The sequence below is a fragment of the Macellibacteroides sp. genome (assembly GCF_050251695.1).
Taxonomy (GTDB): domain Bacteria; phylum Bacteroidota; class Bacteroidia; order Bacteroidales; family Tannerellaceae; genus Macellibacteroides; species Macellibacteroides fermentans.
In genome coordinates, this window is record NZ_JBFWMI010000018.1 from 12,330 (window position 1) to 31,629 (window position 19,300).

Genomic DNA, 19,300 nt, shown 5'->3' on the forward strand with positions numbered 1-19,300 from the left:
TTTTAATAAACTACAAATTTAGTAAATATGATTTTTTTATCTCATAACTCAAACGATAAACCTGTAGTAGAGCAGGTTGCGTTAAGACTAAAAAGCATTTACGGACAAGACAAAGTTTTCTATGACTCTTGGTCAATTCAGCCTGGTGATGGAATAGTTGATAAAATGAATGAAGGCTTGTCTAATTGTAAATACTTCTTCTTTTTTGTTTCCAACAATAGTTTAAAAAGTAATATGGTTAAATTGGAGTGGCAAAATGCATTATTTAAAGCCGCACAAAATCGAATCCAATTTATTCCTATTAGAATGGACAACTCTATTATGCCAACATTATTAACTCAATCACTGTATATTGATTTATACTCTCAAGGCCTAGATGTTGCAGTAAGACAAATTGTAGATGTTATTAATGGCTATAACACTTATCGGGAACCAATTAAAATGTTCTCAAATATGGTAGCCTACAAATATAAAGAGGGTGATAAATTAATAGTAGAATGCCATGCCGAACATTTTTTAGAACCTATTTCTTCGTTTTTGTTCTGTACTCAACAAGATGTAAATTCTATTTCCGCTAGTATCCGAAATGAATCGATGTACATGGGTAATAGTATAAATGACATTCAATTAGAGAATGGCTATAAAACTAATGCGATTGTAAGAAGTATTTCAAAAGGAACAGCTCCAGGATTTCCTTTCACTATGGAGTTTAATTCTAAAAAAAATACCCCTTTTGATATTGAAATCGTTATGCATGAAAAATCTCATGGTGAATTTCATCCAATTCCAATAATAAACGGTAAGAAAATGTAATAATAATGGACTGTAAAGACAACAATTTAAGATAAGATGATTTTGCAGGTTTCTTTGCTACTTTCTTCCCCGTATAGACTCACGAGAAAGAAAGTAGTCGGGAAAAAGTTCACCCTGTGTAGATTACTTTTCGGCAAAATCATTAATATCACATTACAGTATAATGATTTCTGCCAGAAGGTATAGAGGTCGCCTTTTAGGTGAGTTTACCCACATGGAAAATAATCAGCAAAAGGATATTATTTTATACATTTTCTAATATAAAGTATATAGATTTAAGATGAAAATAATTGAAGTTTGTGGAAAGATAAAGAAACGCAGCTTCTTGAAATTTTTAGAAACAAATGTTAATATGAAAAAATCAATTCTTTTTATAGCTATGGGAATGCTTATTTTAGGTGGCATTATTTCCATATATTTCATTATTAGTACATATTTAGATGGCTATTGGATTTGGGGGAATGATTCAGATTATGAGATTACAGGACAATTTGGAGATTTTTTTGGTGGAGTTGTTGGTACTTTTTTTGCGTTAGCTGGTACTCTTTTAGTGGTATTAACTTTTAAAGAGCAAGCTAAACAAAATAAAAGAGAATCTTTTGAAACTAAATTTTATGAAATGCTTCATCTACATAAACAAAATGTTAATGAAATACAAGTTGATAAATTAAAGGGACGGGTAGCAATAGAAAAACTTTTCTATGATTATAAAGCTATTTATGAAATTGTGGAAAGGGCTGTGTATGAAATAGAAAATACAACCCCTCCATCAACCGATGATGAAGAAGTAAACAGATTTGATAAAATGAAGGGATTTTTATCTAATCAAAATGATAAATTGAGATTTATTAATAATCTATCATATGGATATTTCTTTTATGGCTTTGAAAATTATTATGTAACAAAAGATGATAAAGACGTTCAGTTTATAATAAATGTAGATGTAACTTGTATTCTTATTAGGGATAAAGCACAGAAATCTTTATTTATTCCTCGTAACTCATTGTTAGGTCATTATTTTAGGCATTTATATCAGACAATACAATTTATCGCAAGAGATGAAGATTTAAAAGAAGATGAGAAATATAACTATGCAAAAATGGTGCGAGCTCAACTTTCTGATTTTGAACAAGCTTTATTGTATTATAATTCTTTATCAATAATGGGGCAAAACTGGATTAACCCATTGGGTGAAAGTAATGTTGAAAAAATGTGTCTAATTGCGCGTTTTAGACTTATTAAAAATATACCATATTATTATGAGTATTTTGGAATACTCCCCGGTAATCTATTTGTGTCAGAAAAAAAAGAGTGGGAAAAATTAGGTAAAAAATTCTTTGAAATAGAATTAATCAAATAACTCTAAGTTTCAACGATATTAAAATCCACCGGATTAGTGAAGAATTCTTTTCATCAGTAAAAGGCAGTGTCCAGTAAAACATCAAAAGGTCATAAAGGACACTATCCAATAAATTTTGTAAATGACAACTTGGATCATTAAATTGAATTTAGTACAGATTATTGAATTTATTAGTATTATCTATTCCTGATTTTACTATAGTTGATTTAATGAGTGAAGCTGGATAGTTATAGTTAAATTTATAATTTCAACTTTAAAGTTGAAATTATATTGATATATGGTGATATAATCAATTTAATTCGTAGCTTTGTAAAAATAATAAATATAAAGAGACGAAAGAAAATGTAGAAGCGTTCCTGAAAGGAGAAAAGCAATGAAAAGTCCGTTTACCGGAGGTAGGGTTGTCCTCCAAAAAGAAAATTCAGAATTGGTATTTCGCAAAGAGACGTTTGAGTATGTATCTCTGTTTTATCTGTGTGAAGATACTAAAGAGCGATTTACAACAACCGAAATTGATGAAATCAATCTGTCGCAGGTTTATAACCAATATCGGATTAAGTATGGTATTCCTTTTCCCGATGAAATTAAACGGATCCGTCGGACTTATGAACTTTCGGCATCTAAAATGTCTGAAATCCTGGGCTTTGGAGATAATCAATACAGATTATATGAAAACGGAGATATGCCCAGCGAAGCTAATGGCAAAATTCTGTCATCTATAAAGGAACCGGCTGTTTTTAAAGTGTTTGTAGAGAATGCAAAGAATCAATTCGAGGTAAAAGAGTACGAGAAGATTTGCGATAAATTAAAAAAGGCGCTCGAATACAAACAACCCAGCACCCGGGAGGATCTTATCTTTGATTCATATTCCCGAAGTATTTACAACGGATATGCAACACAATCGTATAGTAAGCTGAAAAATATAATTCTGTATTTTATTGAGAAATGCGACAATGTGTTTAATACCAAAATGAACAAGCAGTTGTTCTATGCCGATTTTCTGTCTTATAAGACCTACGGTCGCGGTATGACAGGTTTAGCTTACAAAGCGATTCAATTCGGTCCTGTTCCTGTACGATGGGATAGGGTGTATAGCTTGATAGATGGGGTGTATCCAGAGATGGTAGAGTTTTCGTCGGGTATATGTGGTACTAAGTTGTGTTCCGATTTGTCTCCGGATTGCAGCAGCTTTACTGCTGAAGAATTGTCTATATTGGAAAAGGTGCTGGATATATTTAAGAGTACTTCTGCGTCGCAGATTTCTGAGCTAAGCCACTCTGAAGAGGCGTGGACTAAATATTGCAATACTACTCAAATGATTAGCTATAACGAGGCTTTTGGATTGAAAGCATTTGATATCTACTGATTTATTAATATCAATCACCTGCGTAATTAAATTCATTATAATGTTCACATAAAGTATGCCGGTAGGAGTATTCTGAACCGCATCCTGAGAATCCTGTCATATTACCTTCTATTCTGCAAGTAAATATACCTTAAACATGGTATTGGGGGAGAATGGGGTGGGGGTTACCTTTGCAATCATTACAAGGTTGTTGCTTTAGGGCTTTTAGATTGTTTAGGTTTTGTCTTCAGGGCAAAGGATTGTTTTAGGTTTTGTTTACGAATTTAATTGATGTGCTATGGATTTTTCAACAATGGCTATACACGAGGGGCAGGCTCCGGATGCGGCTACAGGTGCTACTGTAGTGCCTGTTTATCAGACTTCCACATTTACCCAACAGGGGATTGGCGAACACAAGGGTTTTGAATACAGCCGGCTGAGCAACCCCACGCGTACAGCGCTTGAGGTGTCGCTCGCGGCTTTGGAGCATGCACGCTATGGCCTTGCCTTCGCCTCGGGTATGGCGGCCGAGCATGCTGTTTTTTCATTGCTCAACCCCGGCGACCATATCGTTACCGTTGCCAATGTGTACGGTGGGACGGTGCGTTTGTTTGAAAGGTTGTTTTCGCGTTACGGTATTACCTTTTCGTATGTGGAGGGGAGTGATGCCCAGGAGTTTGAAGGGGCCATTGGCAGCAACACGAAGCTGATCTGGTTGGAAACGCCTACCAATCCGTTGCTTACAATTGTGGATATCGGGGCGGTGGCTGCCATTGCCAGGGCGCGCGGTGTGTTGCTGGCGGTGGATAATACATTTGCTTCGCCCTATTTTCAGCGTCCGCTGGAGCTGGGGGCGGATATTGTGGTGCAGAGTACTACCAAGTATATTGCGGGGCACTCGGATGTGATAGGCGGGGCGGTGTTGCTGAATGATGCGTCTATTTATGAGGAGCTTCGGTTTTTCCAGAATACGATTGGTGCCATTCCCGGTCCGCAGGATGTATGGCTTACCTTGCGGGGTGTAAAGACTCTGGCGGTGCGTATGCGTCAGCACGAAGCGAATGCCTTTGCTGTTGCCCGTTTTCTGCAGGATCATCCCAGGGTGAGTCAGGTCTATTTCCCGGGGTTGCCCGAACATCCCAATCACGAGGTGGCACGCAGGCAGATGAGTGGATTCGGGGGAATGGTGTCGTTCCGCCTGAAGGAGGGTAACCGCGAGTCGGTCAATGCTTTTGTTAAGAAGTTAAAGGTATTTTCCCTGGCCGACAGTCTGGGCGGGGTGGAGTCGCTGGTGTGCTTCCCCATGGTGATGACGCACGATGCGGTGCCCGAAAAACAGCGGCTGGAGTTGGGTATAACCGGCGACTTGCTGCGTCTTTCCATCGGTATTGAGGGGATAGATGATCTGTTGGCCGACCTGAAACAGGCTTTGGCCTGATTTACGCAAGGAAACGGACCGCGAAGCTGCTGCATTGCTGGTTTCAGGATGGCTTGTGTAAGAAGTTTGAGGAGCCGTTGAACCAATCGGGTGCTTGAATAGTTATAGTATTATTTCAAACTAATTGGAAACGATATGAGTGTACCGCATTTAACTACTGCCGACTATGTACAGAAGGTGGGCGATTATAAGAACGTTGATAAATGGAGTTTCAAGGGTGAAAGGCCTTGTCTGGTGGATTTTTATACTACCTGGTGTGTCTATTGCAAAAACCTGAACCCGATTCTGGACGACCTGAAAAAGGAATTTGCCGGAAAGGTGGATTTTTACAAGGTGGACCTTGATAAGGAGCCCAAGCTGGAAGAGGCTTACAACATCCGTACGGTGCCTACTTTGCTGTTGTGCCGCGCCGATGGTTCTTACAAACAGATGCTGGGAACGGTTTCAAAACTGGAACTTAAAAATATTATAGAAAAAGAGTTGCTTTAATGGTTTATCCGGATGCGCCGGATCGTTTAAAGAACATGGCTTACCCTATTACACTGTAATACGGTAAGCTCCTTTTTTTAATATTATTATCTAAAATGGTGAATATCGGGTGCAAACGGGGTTGTTTTTTTATTGCAAACTTTAAATAAAAAAATTACCTTTGCGGCAATTTTAGAATTGCAAGAATAAATAAATAGATATGAGTAAAAAATTTGCTGAATATTCAAAGTTTGACTTGTCGGGTGTGAACAAAGAGGTGTTGAAAAGATGGGCCGAAGGCGATATCTTTCACAAGAGTCTTGAAATCCGGGAAGGTGCCCCTTCATTTGTATTTTATGAAGGTCCGCCCTCTGCAAACGGAATGCCGGGTATTCACCACGTTATTGCTCGTTCTATAAAAGATATTTTCTGCCGTTACAAAACCATGAAGGGTTTTCAGGTGAAACGTAAGGCAGGTTGGGATACACATGGTCTGCCCGTAGAACTGGGTGTGGAAAAGGCTTTGGGTATCACCAAGGAAGATATTGGAAAGAAGATTACTGTAGCCGAGTACAACGCCGCATGCCGCAAGGATGTGATGAAGTTTACCAAAGAGTGGGAAGATCTTACCAACAAGATGGGTTACTGGGTGGATATGGATGATCCGTATATCACCTACGATAACCGCTATATCGAGACTTTATGGTATCTGCTGAAGGAGCTCTACAAACAGGAGATGCTTTACAAGGGGTATACCATTCAGCCTTATTCGCCGGCTGCCGGTACGGGCTTGAGTACCCACGAGCTGAATCAGCCGGGCTGCTACAAGGATGTAAAGGATACAACCTGTACGGCTCAGTTTAAGATAATTGATCCGAAACCGGAGATGGCGGCCTTTGGCGAGGCTTTCTTCCTGGCGTGGACAACCACTCCGTGGACCTTGCCATCCAATACGGCTTTGTGTGTGGGACCGAACGTAACCTACGTGGCTGTTCAGTCTTACAATCCGTATACGGGTATGCCGATGACGGCTGTTTTGGCTAAGGATCTGGTGGCTGCTTACTTTAATGTGAAGGCAGAGGGAATTGCCCTGGCCGATTACAAGGTGGGCGATAAGCTGATTCCTTACCAGATTGTGGGTGAGTGGAAGGGTACCGAACTGGCTGGTATGAAATACGAGCAGCTTGTTCCCTGGGTGAATCCGGGTGAAGGTGCTTTCCGTGTGATTACAGGCGATTTTGTTACTACTGAGGATGGTACGGGTATCGTTCATATCGCGCCTACCTTTGGTGCGGACGACGATCGTGTGGCTAAGGCCAACGGGGTGCCTCCGTTGATGATGGTGGACAAAGAGGGTAACCAGCGTCCGATGGTGGATCTGACGGGTAAATTCTATCTGCTTGAAGAGCTGGATCTGGACTTTATCGATGGCCAGATGGACAAGGAGCTGTATGCTATCTATGCCGGTCGTTTCGTTAAGAATGCCTACGATCCGGAGCTTACGGATGCGGATGCTACCCTGGATATCGACCTCAGTGTGATGCTGAAACAGCAGAACCGTGTGTTCCGTATCGAAAAACATATTCACAATTATCCGCATTGCTGGCGTACAGATAAGCCTGTTTTGTATTATCCGCTGGATAGCTGGTTTATCAAGACTACCGCTTGCCGCGAACGGATGATCGAACTGAATAATACAATTAACTGGAAACCGCAGAGCACCGGTACGGGCCGTTTTGGCAAGTGGCTGGAAAATCTGCAGGACTGGAACTTAAGCAGAAGCCGCTACTGGGGTACTCCGCTGCCTATCTGGCGTACAGAGGATGGCACGGAAGAGAAGTGCATCGGTTCGGTGGAAGAGCTTTACAATGAGATAGAGAAGTCTGTGAAGGCGGGCTTCATGGAAAGCAACCCGTATAAGGGTTTCGTTCCGGGTCAATACGATAAGGAGAATTACGATAAGATAGATTTGCACCGTCCGTATGTAGATGATATTATCCTGGTAAGCAATTGCGAGGGTAAGCCTATGAAACGTGAAACGGACCTGATTGATGTTTGGTTCGACTCGGGTGCGATGCCTTATGCGCAGATTCATTATCCGTTCGAGAACAAGGATGCGCTGGATAAGGGTTTTGTGTATCCGGCCGACTTTATCGCAGAGGGTGTGGACCAGACCCGTGGTTGGTTCTTTACCTTGCATGCGATTGCGACCATGGTGTTCGACAGTGTGGCTTACAAGGCTGTAGTGTCTAACGGTCTGGTGTTGGATAAGAATGGTAACAAGATGTCTAAGCGGCTTGGCAATGCGGTGGATCCGTTCGAAACTATCGAACAGTACGGTTCGGACCCGCTTCGCTGGTATATGATTACCAACGCCTCGCCGTGGGATAATATTAAGTTTGATGTGGAGGGCATCGAAGAGGTGCGCCGCAAATTCTTCGGTACATTGTATAATACGTACTCGTTCTTTGTGCTGTATGCCAACGTGGACGGGTTCGATTACAAGGATGCCGACGTACCCATGGAGGAACGTCCGGAAATTGACCGCTGGATTTTGTCGCTGCTCAATTCGCTGGTAAAGGATGTGGATGGTTTCTATGATACATACGAGCCTACACGTGCCGGTCGCGCCATATCCGATTTTGTAAACGACAACCTGAGCAACTGGTACGTACGTTTGAACCGCCGCCGTTTCTGGGGTGGGGGAATGACTACCGATAAGCTTTCGGCATACCAGACGTTGTATATCTGTCTGGAAACGGTTGCCAAGTTGATGGCGCCTATCGCTCCGTTCTATGCGGATCAGCTGTTTACAGACTTGATTGCCGTAACGGGCCGCGATAAATCCGAGTCTGTTCACCTGGCCGACTTCCCTGTTTGCAACGAGGCGTGGGTAGACAAAGACCTGGAAGAGCGTATGCAGCTGGCACAGTCTATCTCGTCTATGGTATTGGCTTTGCGCAGAAAGGTGAACATCAAGGTTCGTCAGCCGCTGCAGGCTATCATGGTTCCGGTGGCCGATGCCCATCAGCAGGCGGCAATCGAATTGGTGAAGAACCTGATTCTGAACGAGGTGAATGTGAAGGAGCTTACCTTTGTGGATAATGCCGCCGGTATTCTGGTGAAACGTATCAAACCTGATTTCAAGAAGTTAGGTCCGCGTTACGGAAAGGTGATGAAGCAGCTGGCTGCAGCAATCCAGGGTATGACGCAGGAAAACATCCAGCAGTTTGAAGCTACGGGAAGTTTTGCCTTCGATATCGATGGTCAGCAGGCCGTTGTGGAGTTGGCCGACGTAGAGGTGATTTCGGAAGATATTCCGGGCTGGCTGGTGGCCAACGAGGGTCGTCTGACGGTTGCCCTGGACATTACCGTTACCGAAGAACTTCGTCTGGAAGGTTTGGCCCGCGAGCTGGTAAACCGGATTCAGAACATCCGTAAGTCAAGCGGTTTCGATATAACAGACAAGATCACGATCGCCGTTTTATCGTCCGAAGACATGGATCCGGCCATCCGCGCCTACAGCTCATACATTGCCGGTCAGGTACTTGCCGAATCTATTGAGATTGCAGATGTGGTGAGCGATGGAACCGAACTTGATTTCGAAGAATTCAAATTAACTGTAAAAGTTGAGAGGGCTTGAAATAATAAGTAAATTAGCATATCACTTTTGTTGCAGCAAATAATATTTTACGTATATTTGAGCTGTTACAGGGTGAAAGAAAATAATAGTATTGTTGAACCATAAATTAATGAACCATGGCAGAAAAGACTAGATATTCGGATGCAGAACTTGAGGAGTTCAAAGCAATTATACTCGATAAGTTAGACATCGCGAAGAAAGATTATGAGTTGTTACGCTCGGGGGTTACAAACTCGGACGGTAACGATGTTGCCGATACTTCTCCTACATTTAAAGTGTTGGAAGAGGGGGCTGCTACGCTTTCAAAAGAAGAGGCCGGCAGATTGGCACAACGTCAGATGAAGTTTATTCAAAGTCTGCAGGCTGCCCTGATCCGTATCGAAAACAAAACGTATGGTATTTGCCGCGAAACCGGTAAATTGATTCCTAAAGAGAGATTACGTGCTGTACCGCATGCTACATTAAGCATCGAAGCAAAACAGGGCGGCGTACGGTGATTGAATTTTAAGAGATAATTCACAATTCGGCAAGCAGGCAGACAGATTGTTTTGCAAGTTTGTCGAATTGTTTTTTGCGAAACAGGTAATTATAAACAAACAATGAAGTATTCCAAAGGGTGGGGCGCAGTGCTGATTATTTTGATTCTGCTAACTGCCGATCAGGCGCTTAAGATCTGGATTAAAACGCACATGCAATTGCATGAAAGTATTGAAATTACAAAGTGGTTTTATCTTTACTTCACCGAAAATCCGGGTATGGCTTTCGGCATCGAGGTGATTGGTAAACTTTTCCTTTCCGTATTCCGGATCATTGCTGTTGGTTTTATTGGCTATTATCTGTATGGATTGGTAAAGAAAAACTATAGCTTCCGTTTTATTGCCTGTATCGCGCTGATCTGGGCCGGAGCCATGGGGAATATTATCGATTCAATCTTTTACGGAGTGGTGTTCGACCATAGTTATGGTCAGGTTGCCACCTTTATGCCCGCCGGAGGAGGTTACGAGACCTGGCTGCACGGAAAGGTTGTGGATATGTTTTATTTCCCTATTGTGCAGACCGTAATGCCCGAATGGGTGCCTGTATGGGGTGGAGAGGAGTTTGTGTTTTTCCGTCCTATCTTCAACCTGGCTGATTCGGCGATTTGTGTAGGTGTATTTGTGTTGCTGATATTTTATCGTCATACCTTGTCCGAAAGTCTTGCAAAAGAAACAAAAGCTACAGAAACGCATGCGTAGTAAACTTTCAAGATATAGTTTTGCTTTTCTTACATCGTTGGCTTTAATTGCTTGCAGCAAAGTGCCCGAGGGCATTCTGAAAGAGAAGGAGATGCAGGCGGTTATGGTGGACGTATACCTTGCCGAGGCCATGATTGGTACGGATTACCTGAAATATAAAGAGGATGCTTCCAAGCAGGCGCTTTACGAGTCGGTTTTCCGTAAACATAATACCACCCAGGCTGTATACGACAGTTCCATCGTATGGTATGGAAAGAATCTGAAAATCTACATGGAGGTGTACGACGGTGTGCTGGCCGAAATAGACAGCCGCACCAAAGCATTGGGCGATGTTCAGGCCAATGCCGGTCCTGCTACCGAACGTGATTCGTTGAATATATGGCCACGCCGTCCGTTTATCACCTTCGAAGGTGTACAGGGTGGGCTTGTGTCGTACCAGATAAAGCCCGAGGTTCCCTACGGATCGGGCAGTACATTTGTGCTGGGCCTCAATGTGTGGGGAATTCATAACGGGATGAAGCATTATCCCGAAATAAGACTGAGTGTGGTGCAGCTGGATACTACGGTGAATGTAGTCAGGACGATTACCCGCGACGGATACCATCAGGTGGTGCTTCGGTCGCTGCCGGCCCGACAGGTGCAGCAGGTGTACGGCTACATCCGGATGCTTACTCCCGATACCCGTGTGCATAAGGTGTATGTTGACAGTCTGACTCTGATGAAGTACAATTACGGTACGGAGGTGATAACTCCACAGGAGCTTCCTGCGGATACTGTAGTTGTAAAAAGCACGCAGGCCGATTCCGTACATACCGATTCCATGCATTCTGATTCGATGCTTAAAAAGAGACCCTTGCGTGTGAGCCCCAAGCTTGCCAAGAGTCCGGTTAATTGATTTCCGTGAAAAGATTTGCTGCAAATTATATTGCTTGCCGGTCTGTAGACAGACTGCATTATGTGGAGGTGACGTGCGGGTCCGTTCTGAATGGGGTATTCCCTTTGGAAAAGGAGCTGGCCGGCACCTCTTTCCTTAACGGTGTTATCTGGGTGGTACCTGCTGCCTTGGGTTGGGAGGTAGCGGATGTGTGGAGCAGGCTGACTGCCATCCACCAACAGATGCCCGATGCCAGCGTGCCGGAGATGCTGAAAGTCCTTATCGACACTTTGGCTGTACCCACAGTGGGTGAGCTGCCAGCTTTCCTTGAAAGTTCTATATTGGATCAGGATGGGATCAATAACGAGCAGCCAGCTACTTATCTACCTGTACAAGGTAAGCCCGTTTCTTTATTTCTGATCAGGGGCATACGTCTGTCTGCGGCGGAATTCGGCGCAAACAACAGCGGTGGCAATCGCTACGTTGAGCGACTCTGAGGTTTCTCTTCCTTCGGGGAAGTTGGGGATGTAGAGCTTTTCGTTGATTAGAGCCTCGATACCCGGACGGATTCCCTTGCCTTCGTTTCCCATCACCAGGATGCCGTTGCTGCCTCCAAACTGCTTCGTATACATGTTTTCTCCATCCAGAAAGGTGCCGTAAAGCGGTGCTGTCTGCTGTTTAAGATAGGCTTCCAAGTCGGTATAATGTACCTGTACATGGCACAGGGCGCCCATGGTGGCTTGTACTACCTTGGGACTGTATACGTCTACCGTATCCATACTGCAGACAATGTGCTCTATCCCGAACCAGTCGGCCATCCGTATGATGGTACCCAGGTTGCCCGGGTCTTGTACGCCGTCGAGGGCGAGTACGAGGGATTGCGACGGACAAACATCTTCCAGTCTGTATTCCGGTTGTTTGAATACGGCCAGTACATCCTGGGGCGTTTTAAGGAAACTGGCTTTACGCAGGTCGTCATCGTCGGCCTCCAGCAATTCCTTTGCGGGGATGTTTCCCTGAGTGGCCATCCACGAGGGTTTGGCGATAATCAGTTCGCACGGGAATGCACCCATCATGTCGGACACCATTTTGTTTCCTTCTGCCACAAACGTTTGGTACTCGTTGCGGTATTTCTTCATCTCGAGGGAGCGGATATACTTGACTTTCGACTTACTCAGCATCTTTTTTCTTTTTACAAAACAAATGTACAGGAAATAATTTAAATCAAGTACATTTGTAGCTTAAAAGGTAGCAGAATGAAGGGATTGTTTCGTGTCCTCTTTGCGATGGGTTTTTGCCTCTATCTTACAGGTTGTAGTACTACAAGGCATGTTAAGGAGGGTGATTACCTGCTCGATAAAGTGGAGATTGTATCAGATAATGAAGATTTTAAAAGTGCGAACCTTAGTTCGTACCTTGCACAGCAGCCAAATTTCAAGGTGTTTGGTCTGCTTAAATGGCCTCTGCACGTATATAACTGGGCCGGAAAAGACGATAAATGGGTAAATAAATTATTACGTCGCTTCGGCGAGGCACCAGTGTTGCTGGATACCGTGCTGGTGGATCAGTCGGAAGAGGAGCTCAGACGTTATTTTGTGAACAAAGGATATGTGCATGCCCGGGTGGATGCCTCGATTGATACCAGTAAAAGCAAGAAAGCTGTGGTGAAGTACGAGGTTATCACCCACGAGCCGTACCGTATCCGTAACTATAGCATGGATATAAGCGATACGACCATTAACCGTATTGCCCATATGCAACAGCCCCGCCGTCCGCGGTTTGCCTCTCCGTTCCGTGCCGTTCCCGAAGATTTTACTCCGTTGGTGAAGGAGGGGAGTCTGTTTGACCGCGATGTACTGGATGCCGAGCGTCAGCGCCTTACGTCGCTGCTGCGCCGAAGGGGGTATTTTGCCTTCAACCGCGATTATATTTCGTATAAAGCCGACAGTGCCTTCAATAAGCAGGTGGTAGATCTGAGTCTGCAGGTAAATCCGATTCTTCAGAAAACGGCTTCGGGAGAGGTTATTTCGATGCCTCACAGCCGGTATTACATAAATGATGTCTTCGTGGAGACCGATTACGATCCTATCAACCAGGATGCCTCAGTTACCTCCGGACCCAAGGATACGGTGAAGATAGGTAATATGGCTGTCCTGTACGGAACAGACGGGCGTGTGATCCGTCCCTCCGTGTTGCGTAAAAATGTTTACATCACACCCGGAATGTTGTATAACGAACGTACGGTGGAGCAGACGTATGCATCGTTCTCTGCCTTGCGGGCGCTTAAGAATGTAAATATCCGCTTTTCGGAGTTTCTGGAAAACGATACGATGAAGCTCAATTGTACCATTCTTACCACACCGGCCAAACCGCAATCAGTAGGGGTGGACCTGGAGGGTACCAACTCGGCGGGCGACTTTGGGTTTGCCACCAGCTTGAATTACCAGCACCGGAACTTGTTTAAAGGGGCAGAGGTGTTCTCTGCCAAGGTGCGCGGTGCCTACGAGTCTCTTTCCGGTGGCTTTGCCCAGGATTATTTCGAATATGGTGGAGAGGCCTCCATCACCTTCCCCGAATTCCTGTTTCCTTTTGTAGGTTACGATATGCGACGTAAACTACGTGCCAGCTCGGAGCTGAAGGTGAGTTACAACTATCAGACCCGTCCGGAATACAGCCGTACCCTTTTATCCGGAGGGTGGAGCTATATATGGCAGGAGCGGGCCAATAGTCAGGGACGTCACGTATTCAAACTGCTGGATGTGGATTATATGTATCTGCCACGCATCAACCAGGCCTTTAAAGACTCGCTTCCCGAGTCGACCCGACTATACAATTATTCCGACCAGTTTATAATGGGATCGGGGTACACCTATTCGTTTACCAATTACAACCCGTTGTTTAAACAACGCAACACCCATTCGCTGCGGGCTTCGGTGGAGTTGGCCGGTAACATGCTTTACGGATTGTCCAAGCTTACCAAGGCCAGCAAGGACGAGAATGGCATCTATAATCTGTTTGGCATTAATTATGCCCAGTTTGTGAAGGCCGACTTCGATTTCAGTAAGAGCATCGTGCTGGACGAGCGTAACTCCATCGCTTACCGTATCGGTGCGGGGGTAGGGTTTCCCTACGGCAATGCGGAGATGCTTCCTTTCGAGCGTCGCTACTTCTCCGGAGGTGCCAACAGTGTTCGCGGATGGTCGGTGCGCCGGTTAGGTCCGGGTAGCATGGCTGTAACCGATTCTACCTCCTTCTTCAACCAGTCTGGCGACGTGCGGTTGGATTTGAGTGTGGAGTATCGAAGTAAACTCTTCTGGAAATTTGAGATGGCAGCCTTTGTAGATGCTGGAAATATCTGGACAATCCGTCCGTATTCGTTCCAGGACAAAGGAAATTTCGATTTTTCCAGATTTTATAAAGAGATTGCACTTTCTTATGGTTTGGGATTGCGTGTGGATTTCGATTTCTTCCTAATCCGTTTTGATACAGGATTTAAGGCATACAATCCGCAGGAGACAGGTAAGGAGCGATGGGCCATATTGAAACCCAATTTTACCAATAACTTTGCCTGGCACTTTGCTGTAGGGTATCCTTTCTGATAAAAAAGTGCCTAATCCATTTGGTTATTCCAATAAAAGCGTTACCTTTGCACCGCAATACAGCAAACAAGGATGGTCGGGTAGCTCAGCTGGATAGAGCAACAGCCTTCTAAGCTGTGGGTCATGGGTTCGAATCCCATCCTGATCACTGAAATAGAGAACTGATAATAAACTGTAAATTAAGCAGTTAAATTATCGGTTCTCTTTGTTTATACGCAAAACTGGATAATTTAAACGCACTTAAATACACTCGAATTATACGACTATTTGCACTTCTGCTCACAAATAGCTCACTATAACTTACAAATAACTTACACTAAAATGGCAACTATAAGAGCTTGTAATATTAATTTGAATAATAATGATCTCACGTTATTAGTTTTTGCAGCCATTTATTTTTGTATTAAAATATTTAGTTTAGTTTTGCACGTGGTTTAGAATTTCATTAATTATTTTTAACGTTCTGCTTATGTTTGAAAAGATCCTGAGTTTTTTCGGGGGGGAGATGTTGCATCGTGTTTCACGCAATGCAAAGTCACTCATTCTACTTGTCCCCTTTCTTACCCTTTCGTGTACATCGGAAGATGTTGTTTCGGATGATGATAGTTCGGTAGCTGTGTATTCAACCTTGTCGGGTGAAGAGCAAAAGATATGGGACTATTTTATTAAGTACAATCACTGTACTTCGGTTGTTACAACCGGAATTATACGTAATGAAGCCGGAGTTCAGCCTGTTGGAGGTTACGACGACGTGAAGTTGCGTTTTAGTTTTACGGGAAAAGAGTTTACGATAGATGGTCTCGGTAAATTCAAGCCCGAAGTTGGTAAAGGTATTCCTTTGGAGGATCTTAAGCTGCTTACTCTGGTGTATTTGCGTAAAGGTACCTGCCCCCAGGAAACAGACGCAATGTTTAAGGATGCCAACATCGATACGGAGATGACTCCTTCGAGATTAAAGATCAACTACACCGGAACAGGTGAGTTTGAAAGTGCGTTTATCTATTACGAAGGCATTCCGTCTAAAACAAATCCCGGCGTAAATTACACAATCGACTTTGAAGTATTCTGATTTATCGCAAAGACGGTAGTCTAAAAAATACACCCTGAAACGTGTGGATGAATAAATAGAAAGTCCCGGTAGGAATTCGGATTCCTGCCGGGACTTTTATATTTGGTATTATGCAATATCAGAGACTTATTGAATAGATTTGTTCTAATCAGCGTCTCCAATATCAGAGACTCTTTGTAATCTCGTCGATGTAGTTGAGCAATTCCTCTTTACCCTCTTTCTTTTCTGACGAGGTAAGCAGGATAGGAGGGAGCTCTTCCCAGCTTTCGAGCAGCTTCTTGGTGTAGGCATTCAGGTTTTCACGCAGCTTGCCTCCGCCCAGCTTGTCTATTTTGGTGAAAACAATGGAAAAAGGAATTCCATTCTCACCCAACCACTCCATAAACTCGAGGTCGATTTTCTGTGCTTCGAGTCGGCAGTCCAGTAAAACAAACAGGTTAGTGAGCTGTTCGCGCTCCAGGATATAGTCTTCGATGATTCTGCGGATGTTCTCGCGTCCCTCTTTACCCCGTTGGGCATAACCATAGCCCGGAAGGTCCACCAGATACCACGAATCGTTGATGATGAAGTGGTTGATAAGCTGAGTCTTACCCGGTTTGGAGGAGGTCATAGCCAGCCCTTTCTTCCCTGTTATCATGTTGATGAGAGACGATTTGCCTACATTAGACCGCCCGATAAAGGCATATTCGGGCATTTTGCTTTCCGGACATTTCCTTACATCGGTATTACTTACTACAAATTCAGCACTTTTAATTTCCATTATCGTGTATGTTATTTTTTGTTTTACTTGTTGTGAGCCATAATCCCATAAAGGTAAGCAGCCCGTTTATCATTAAAATCTCGTATCCGAACCGGTATCCGGTATAGGCGAATACAAGCTTGTCCGCCACATAACAAATAACCGGCGAAGCGATACATATATAGGGAACCAGCTTGTCGCGGGGAACCATCCTGGTAAACAGCCCGAACGAAAACAATCCCAGCAGGGGGCCGTAGGTATACGATGCAATCACGTAGATGGCATCAATCACGCTTCGGTTGTTTATGGCCTTAAAGATAATAATAATCAGGGCAAATAACACAGAAATAAGTAAATGAACTTTCAATCGTGTCTTTTTTGCCTTTTGAGCCTCCTCCTTATGAATGCCCAGAATATCCACACAGAAGGTGGTGGTGAGGGCTGTTAGGGCCGAATCCGCACTGGAAAAGGCCGCTGCAATGATCCCTATGGTGAAGAAGATAAGAATACTTTCACCCAATATACCCGATGTGCAGTACATGGGCAGTATGTCGTCGTTAAGAGCTGGCAGAGCTATGTTAAGCCTGCCGGCCAGAGTGAGCAGCAACACGCCCAGCGAGAGGAACAGAAAGTTTACAGGCGTAAAGGCAAAGCCGTACCAGTACATGTTTTTCTGCGATTCTTTCAGGGTTTTGCAAGACAGATTTTTCTGCATCATGTCCTGGTCCAAGCCCGTCATAACTATCACAATGAATATGCCGCTCAGAAACTGCTTTACAAAGTGCTGGGTGCTGTGCCAGTCGGAGAATTCGAAGATACGGAAATGCGGACTGTCAATCAGCGTCTGTATCAGGCCACGACTGTCTGTATGCATCACATCCTTCACCTGCCAGATAATGACGATCAGCATGGCGATAAAGCAGATGGTCTGCAGGGTATCGGTCCAGATGATTGTCTTCACCCCACCTCTGTAGGTATAGAGCCATATCAGCAGGATGCTGCCGGCCACGGTAACCCCAAAGGGGATGTTCCAGGCGGCAAACACGTAGGTCTGTAAGATAAGCACCACCAGATACAATCGGGCGGCGGCCCCTATTGTTTTAGAAAGCAAAAAGAAAGAGGCGCCGGTTTTGTAAGCTCTGTTGCCCATCCGGCTCTCTAGATAGGTGTATATGGAGGTAAGATTCAGTCGGTAGTAAAGCGGGAGCAGTACTTTGGCTACGATGATATAACCAAAGAAAAACCCGAAAACCATCTGCATGTAGGTCATATCCATTCCCCTTACCATCCCCGGAACCGATACGAAGGTAACGCCGGATATAGAAGTACCTATCATACCCAGGGCAACGATGTACCAGGGAGATTTGCGGTTGCCCAGGAAAAAGGCCTCGTTGCCCGATCCCTTTTTCCCCGTAATGGAGGCGATCAGCAGCAGCAGGCCGAAATAGGCGGCAATGATAAGTAAAATAATGTAACTGTTCATTACGGTATTTTTTGAATGGATGCAAAGGTAATAAAATACTTTTACTATCTTTGAGGAAATCAATCACACCGGTTATGAAGAAACAACACCTCAACGTAGTCATACAGCTTATGATTTGGCTGGCCTTGTTTATTCTGCAGATTATTTTGCTTCCCAGCTGGGGTAAATTCCCCACCATTTTCGATGATATCAGCTTTTACAGAACCATCATTCCCGAAGATATTCTGATTTTTTGTATCTTTTATCTCAACTATCTGGTGCTGGTTCCCAATCTGTTAGGTAAGCAGCGTAAGGGGTTGTATATTATTTCTTCGGTACTTATATTCTGCTTGTTCCTTTTCTTTCCGGTTGTACTCGACTTCTTCTTTGGTATCAAATATCACGGACGATTCGGCAATCCTAAAATCATAAATCACTGGTTGGGCTTTGTGGGTATTATAATCCTTGGAATCAGTCTGGGCATGCGCAGTGTGCAGGAGTGGCTCAGAGCCGAGCAACGTAACAGGGAGATGGAATACCGGCGTACGCTTACGGAGCTCAGGTCGTTGAAGACGCAGATCAATCCGCATTTTCTGTTCAATACACTCAACACCATCTACGCTCTTTCACTGAAGAACTCGGAAAATACTTCCACCGCCATTCTCCGCCTGTCCACCATGATGCGCTACGTGCTGAGTGATGCGAAAAGCGATTTTGTACCCCTCGAAAAAGAGATTGAATACATCGAACAGTATATTGAACTACAGAAGTTACGGTCTACCGACAAGCTGGAGCTGGATGTTTGCATCAAAGGCGATTGTACATCGGCACAGATCGCCCCCCTTCTCCTCATTCCGTTTATAGAGAATGCCTTTAAGTATGGGGTAAGCAGTCATGAAACGTCTCCCATATCGTTGTATTTGTTTGTGGAAGAAGACCGGCTTTTGTTCGAGATGCACAACAAGAAGTTTAAATCGGAACCGGTAGGGGTTTCCGGCGAAGGTATCGGTATTGCCAATACCACACGGCGGTTGCAATTACTTTACCCTAAACGGCATAAATTGAAAATAGAGGAAAAAGACAACAGCTATAACGTACACCTCGAGATTAAACTGAAGGGAGAACAGTACCCTTTGGAGCCCACACTAGGACCTGAATAGCAGGGATTAAGATGCTTCACACCCAAGCGTCAGAATCCCGGTAAACGGATCCGGAGCTGAACTTGAGGGTATAGATAGTTGTAATTACTAAATAT

16 protein-coding genes and 1 tRNA gene are annotated in these 19,300 nt (G+C 44.2%); 14 read left to right on the forward strand and 3 right to left on the reverse strand.

The features are described 5' to 3' along the window. The first annotated feature begins 27 nt into the window (after positions 1–27). The 10 genes from AB7E53_RS04500 to AB7E53_RS04545 all read left to right on the forward strand — a co-directional run bounded on the left by AB7E53_RS04500 (position 28) and on the right by AB7E53_RS04545 (position 11,673). Complete coding sequence (locus AB7E53_RS04500) at positions 28–813, forward strand: toll/interleukin-1 receptor domain-containing protein (RefSeq protein WP_446774413.1); 786 nt, start codon at positions 28–30, stop codon at positions 811–813. A 280-nt stretch (positions 814–1,093) separates the two neighbouring features. Next, entirely contained in the window at positions 1,094–2,173 is a 1,080-nt protein-coding gene (locus tag AB7E53_RS04505; RefSeq protein ID WP_446774415.1) for a putative phage abortive infection protein, read from the forward strand. Between the two features lie 373 nt (positions 2,174–2,546). Beyond that, positions 2,547–3,539, forward strand: a complete 993-nt coding sequence (locus AB7E53_RS04510) for a type II toxin-antitoxin system antitoxin SocA domain-containing protein (RefSeq protein ID WP_446774417.1) — start codon at positions 2,547–2,549, stop codon at positions 3,537–3,539. A gap of 277 nt (positions 3,540–3,816) precedes the next feature. Then, on the forward strand, positions 3,817–4,956 hold the full coding sequence (locus tag AB7E53_RS04515; RefSeq protein WP_446774419.1) for a cystathionine gamma-synthase: 1,140 nt from the start codon (positions 3,817–3,819) through the stop codon (positions 4,954–4,956). Between the two features lie 135 nt (positions 4,957–5,091). Further along, positions 5,092–5,445: a thioredoxin domain-containing protein gene (locus AB7E53_RS04520; RefSeq protein ID WP_068180137.1), complete on the forward strand. Its 354-nt coding sequence runs from the start codon at positions 5,092–5,094 to the stop codon at positions 5,443–5,445. Between the two features lie 199 nt (positions 5,446–5,644). After that, the gene (ileS, locus tag AB7E53_RS04525; RefSeq protein WP_446774421.1) at positions 5,645–9,067 is read left to right on the forward strand and encodes an isoleucine--tRNA ligase; all 3,423 of its coding nucleotides are present in this window, start codon (positions 5,645–5,647) and stop codon (positions 9,065–9,067) included. Positions 9,068–9,183: 116 nt separating this feature from the next. Then, on the forward strand, positions 9,184–9,564 hold the full coding sequence (locus AB7E53_RS04530) for a TraR/DksA family transcriptional regulator (RefSeq protein WP_068180132.1): 381 nt from the start codon (positions 9,184–9,186) through the stop codon (positions 9,562–9,564). A 102-nt stretch (positions 9,565–9,666) separates the two neighbouring features. Then, complete coding sequence (locus AB7E53_RS04535) at positions 9,667–10,302, forward strand: lipoprotein signal peptidase (protein WP_068180130.1); 636 nt, start codon at positions 9,667–9,669, stop codon at positions 10,300–10,302. Beyond that, positions 10,295–11,197: a DUF4296 domain-containing protein gene (locus AB7E53_RS04540; protein ID WP_446774422.1), complete on the forward strand. Its 903-nt coding sequence runs from the start codon at positions 10,295–10,297 to the stop codon at positions 11,195–11,197. The genes AB7E53_RS04535 and AB7E53_RS04540 overlap by 8 nt, the downstream gene beginning before the upstream one ends. Before the next feature lie 5 nt (positions 11,198–11,202). After that, positions 11,203–11,673, forward strand: coding sequence for a hypothetical protein (locus tag AB7E53_RS04545; RefSeq protein WP_446774424.1), 471 nt, complete (start codon positions 11,203–11,205; stop codon positions 11,671–11,673). Here the strand turns inward: AB7E53_RS04545 and AB7E53_RS04550 are convergent. Beyond that, entirely contained in the window at positions 11,587–12,357 is a 771-nt protein-coding gene (locus tag AB7E53_RS04550) for an RNA methyltransferase (protein WP_371689941.1), read from the reverse strand. The two genes, AB7E53_RS04545 and AB7E53_RS04550, sit on opposite strands and share 87 nt — an antisense overlap. A gap of 75 nt (positions 12,358–12,432) precedes the next feature. Between AB7E53_RS04550 and tamL the strand changes: the two genes are divergently transcribed. The 3 genes from tamL to AB7E53_RS04565 all read left to right on the forward strand — a co-directional run bounded on the left by tamL (position 12,433) and on the right by AB7E53_RS04565 (position 15,844). Continuing rightward, a complete protein-coding gene (gene tamL / locus AB7E53_RS04555; RefSeq protein ID WP_446774426.1) occupies positions 12,433–14,775 on the forward strand; it encodes a translocation and assembly module lipoprotein TamL in 2,343 nt (780 codons plus the stop codon). A 74-nt stretch (positions 14,776–14,849) separates the two neighbouring features. After that, positions 14,850–14,923: transfer RNA gene (locus AB7E53_RS04560), tRNA-Arg, on the forward strand. 321 nt (positions 14,924–15,244) lie between these two features. Beyond that, positions 15,245–15,844 carry a hypothetical protein gene (locus AB7E53_RS04565; RefSeq protein ID WP_139376592.1) on the forward strand — a complete coding sequence of 200 codons (600 nt, stop codon included), beginning with the start codon at positions 15,245–15,247 and terminating at the stop codon, positions 15,842–15,844. Between the two features lie 163 nt (positions 15,845–16,007). Here AB7E53_RS04565 and yihA read toward each other — a convergent pair whose 3' ends face one another. Then, positions 16,008–16,604: a ribosome biogenesis GTP-binding protein YihA/YsxC gene (gene yihA, locus AB7E53_RS04570; RefSeq protein WP_371689217.1), complete on the reverse strand. Its 597-nt coding sequence runs from the start codon at positions 16,602–16,604 to the stop codon at positions 16,008–16,010. Next, the gene (locus tag AB7E53_RS04575) at positions 16,594–18,066 is read right to left on the reverse strand and encodes a sodium:solute symporter (RefSeq protein ID WP_446774428.1); all 1,473 of its coding nucleotides are present in this window, start codon (positions 18,064–18,066) and stop codon (positions 16,594–16,596) included. Before AB7E53_RS04575 ends, yihA begins: the two co-directional genes overlap by 11 nt. Positions 18,067–18,140: 74 nt before the next feature. Between AB7E53_RS04575 and AB7E53_RS04580 the strand changes: the two genes are divergently transcribed. Next, on the forward strand, positions 18,141–19,205 hold the full coding sequence (locus AB7E53_RS04580) for a sensor histidine kinase (protein WP_446774430.1): 1,065 nt from the start codon (positions 18,141–18,143) through the stop codon (positions 19,203–19,205). The last annotated feature ends 95 nt before the right edge of the window (positions 19,206–19,300 follow it).

Excerpts from the sequence above, each read along its gene's own strand:
- AB7E53_RS04505 (WP_446774415.1), top strand. The coding sequence starts at position 1,094 with ATGAAAATAATTGAAGTTTGTGGAAAGATAAAGAAACGCAGCTTCTTG.
- ileS (WP_446774421.1), top strand. The coding sequence starts at position 5,645 with ATGAGTAAAAAATTTGCTGAATATTCAAAGTTTGACTTGTCGGGTGTG.
- AB7E53_RS04510 (WP_446774417.1), top strand. The coding sequence starts at position 2,547 with ATGAAAAGTCCGTTTACCGGAGGTAGGGTTGTCCTCCAAAAAGAAAAT.
- AB7E53_RS04535 (WP_068180130.1), top strand. The coding sequence starts at position 9,667 with ATGAAGTATTCCAAAGGGTGGGGCGCAGTGCTGATTATTTTGATTCTG.
- yihA (WP_371689217.1), bottom strand. The coding sequence starts at position 16,604 with ATGGAAATTAAAAGTGCTGAATTTGTAGTAAGTAATACCGATGTAAGG.
- tamL (WP_446774426.1), top strand. The coding sequence starts at position 12,433 with ATGAAGGGATTGTTTCGTGTCCTCTTTGCGATGGGTTTTTGCCTCTAT.
- AB7E53_RS04500 (WP_446774413.1), top strand. The coding sequence starts at position 28 with ATGATTTTTTTATCTCATAACTCAAACGATAAACCTGTAGTAGAGCAG.
- AB7E53_RS04520 (WP_068180137.1), top strand. The coding sequence starts at position 5,092 with ATGAGTGTACCGCATTTAACTACTGCCGACTATGTACAGAAGGTGGGC.
- AB7E53_RS04565 (WP_139376592.1), top strand. The coding sequence starts at position 15,245 with ATGTTTGAAAAGATCCTGAGTTTTTTCGGGGGGGAGATGTTGCATCGT.
- AB7E53_RS04515 (WP_446774419.1), top strand. The coding sequence starts at position 3,817 with ATGGATTTTTCAACAATGGCTATACACGAGGGGCAGGCTCCGGATGCG.
- AB7E53_RS04550 (WP_371689941.1), bottom strand. The coding sequence starts at position 12,357 with ATGCTGAGTAAGTCGAAAGTCAAGTATATCCGCTCCCTCGAGATGAAG.
- AB7E53_RS04530 (WP_068180132.1), top strand. The coding sequence starts at position 9,184 with ATGGCAGAAAAGACTAGATATTCGGATGCAGAACTTGAGGAGTTCAAA.
- AB7E53_RS04575 (WP_446774428.1), bottom strand. The coding sequence starts at position 18,066 with ATGAACAGTTACATTATTTTACTTATCATTGCCGCCTATTTCGGCCTG.
- AB7E53_RS04540 (WP_446774422.1), top strand. The coding sequence starts at position 10,295 with ATGCGTAGTAAACTTTCAAGATATAGTTTTGCTTTTCTTACATCGTTG.
- AB7E53_RS04580 (WP_446774430.1), top strand. The coding sequence starts at position 18,141 with ATGAAGAAACAACACCTCAACGTAGTCATACAGCTTATGATTTGGCTG.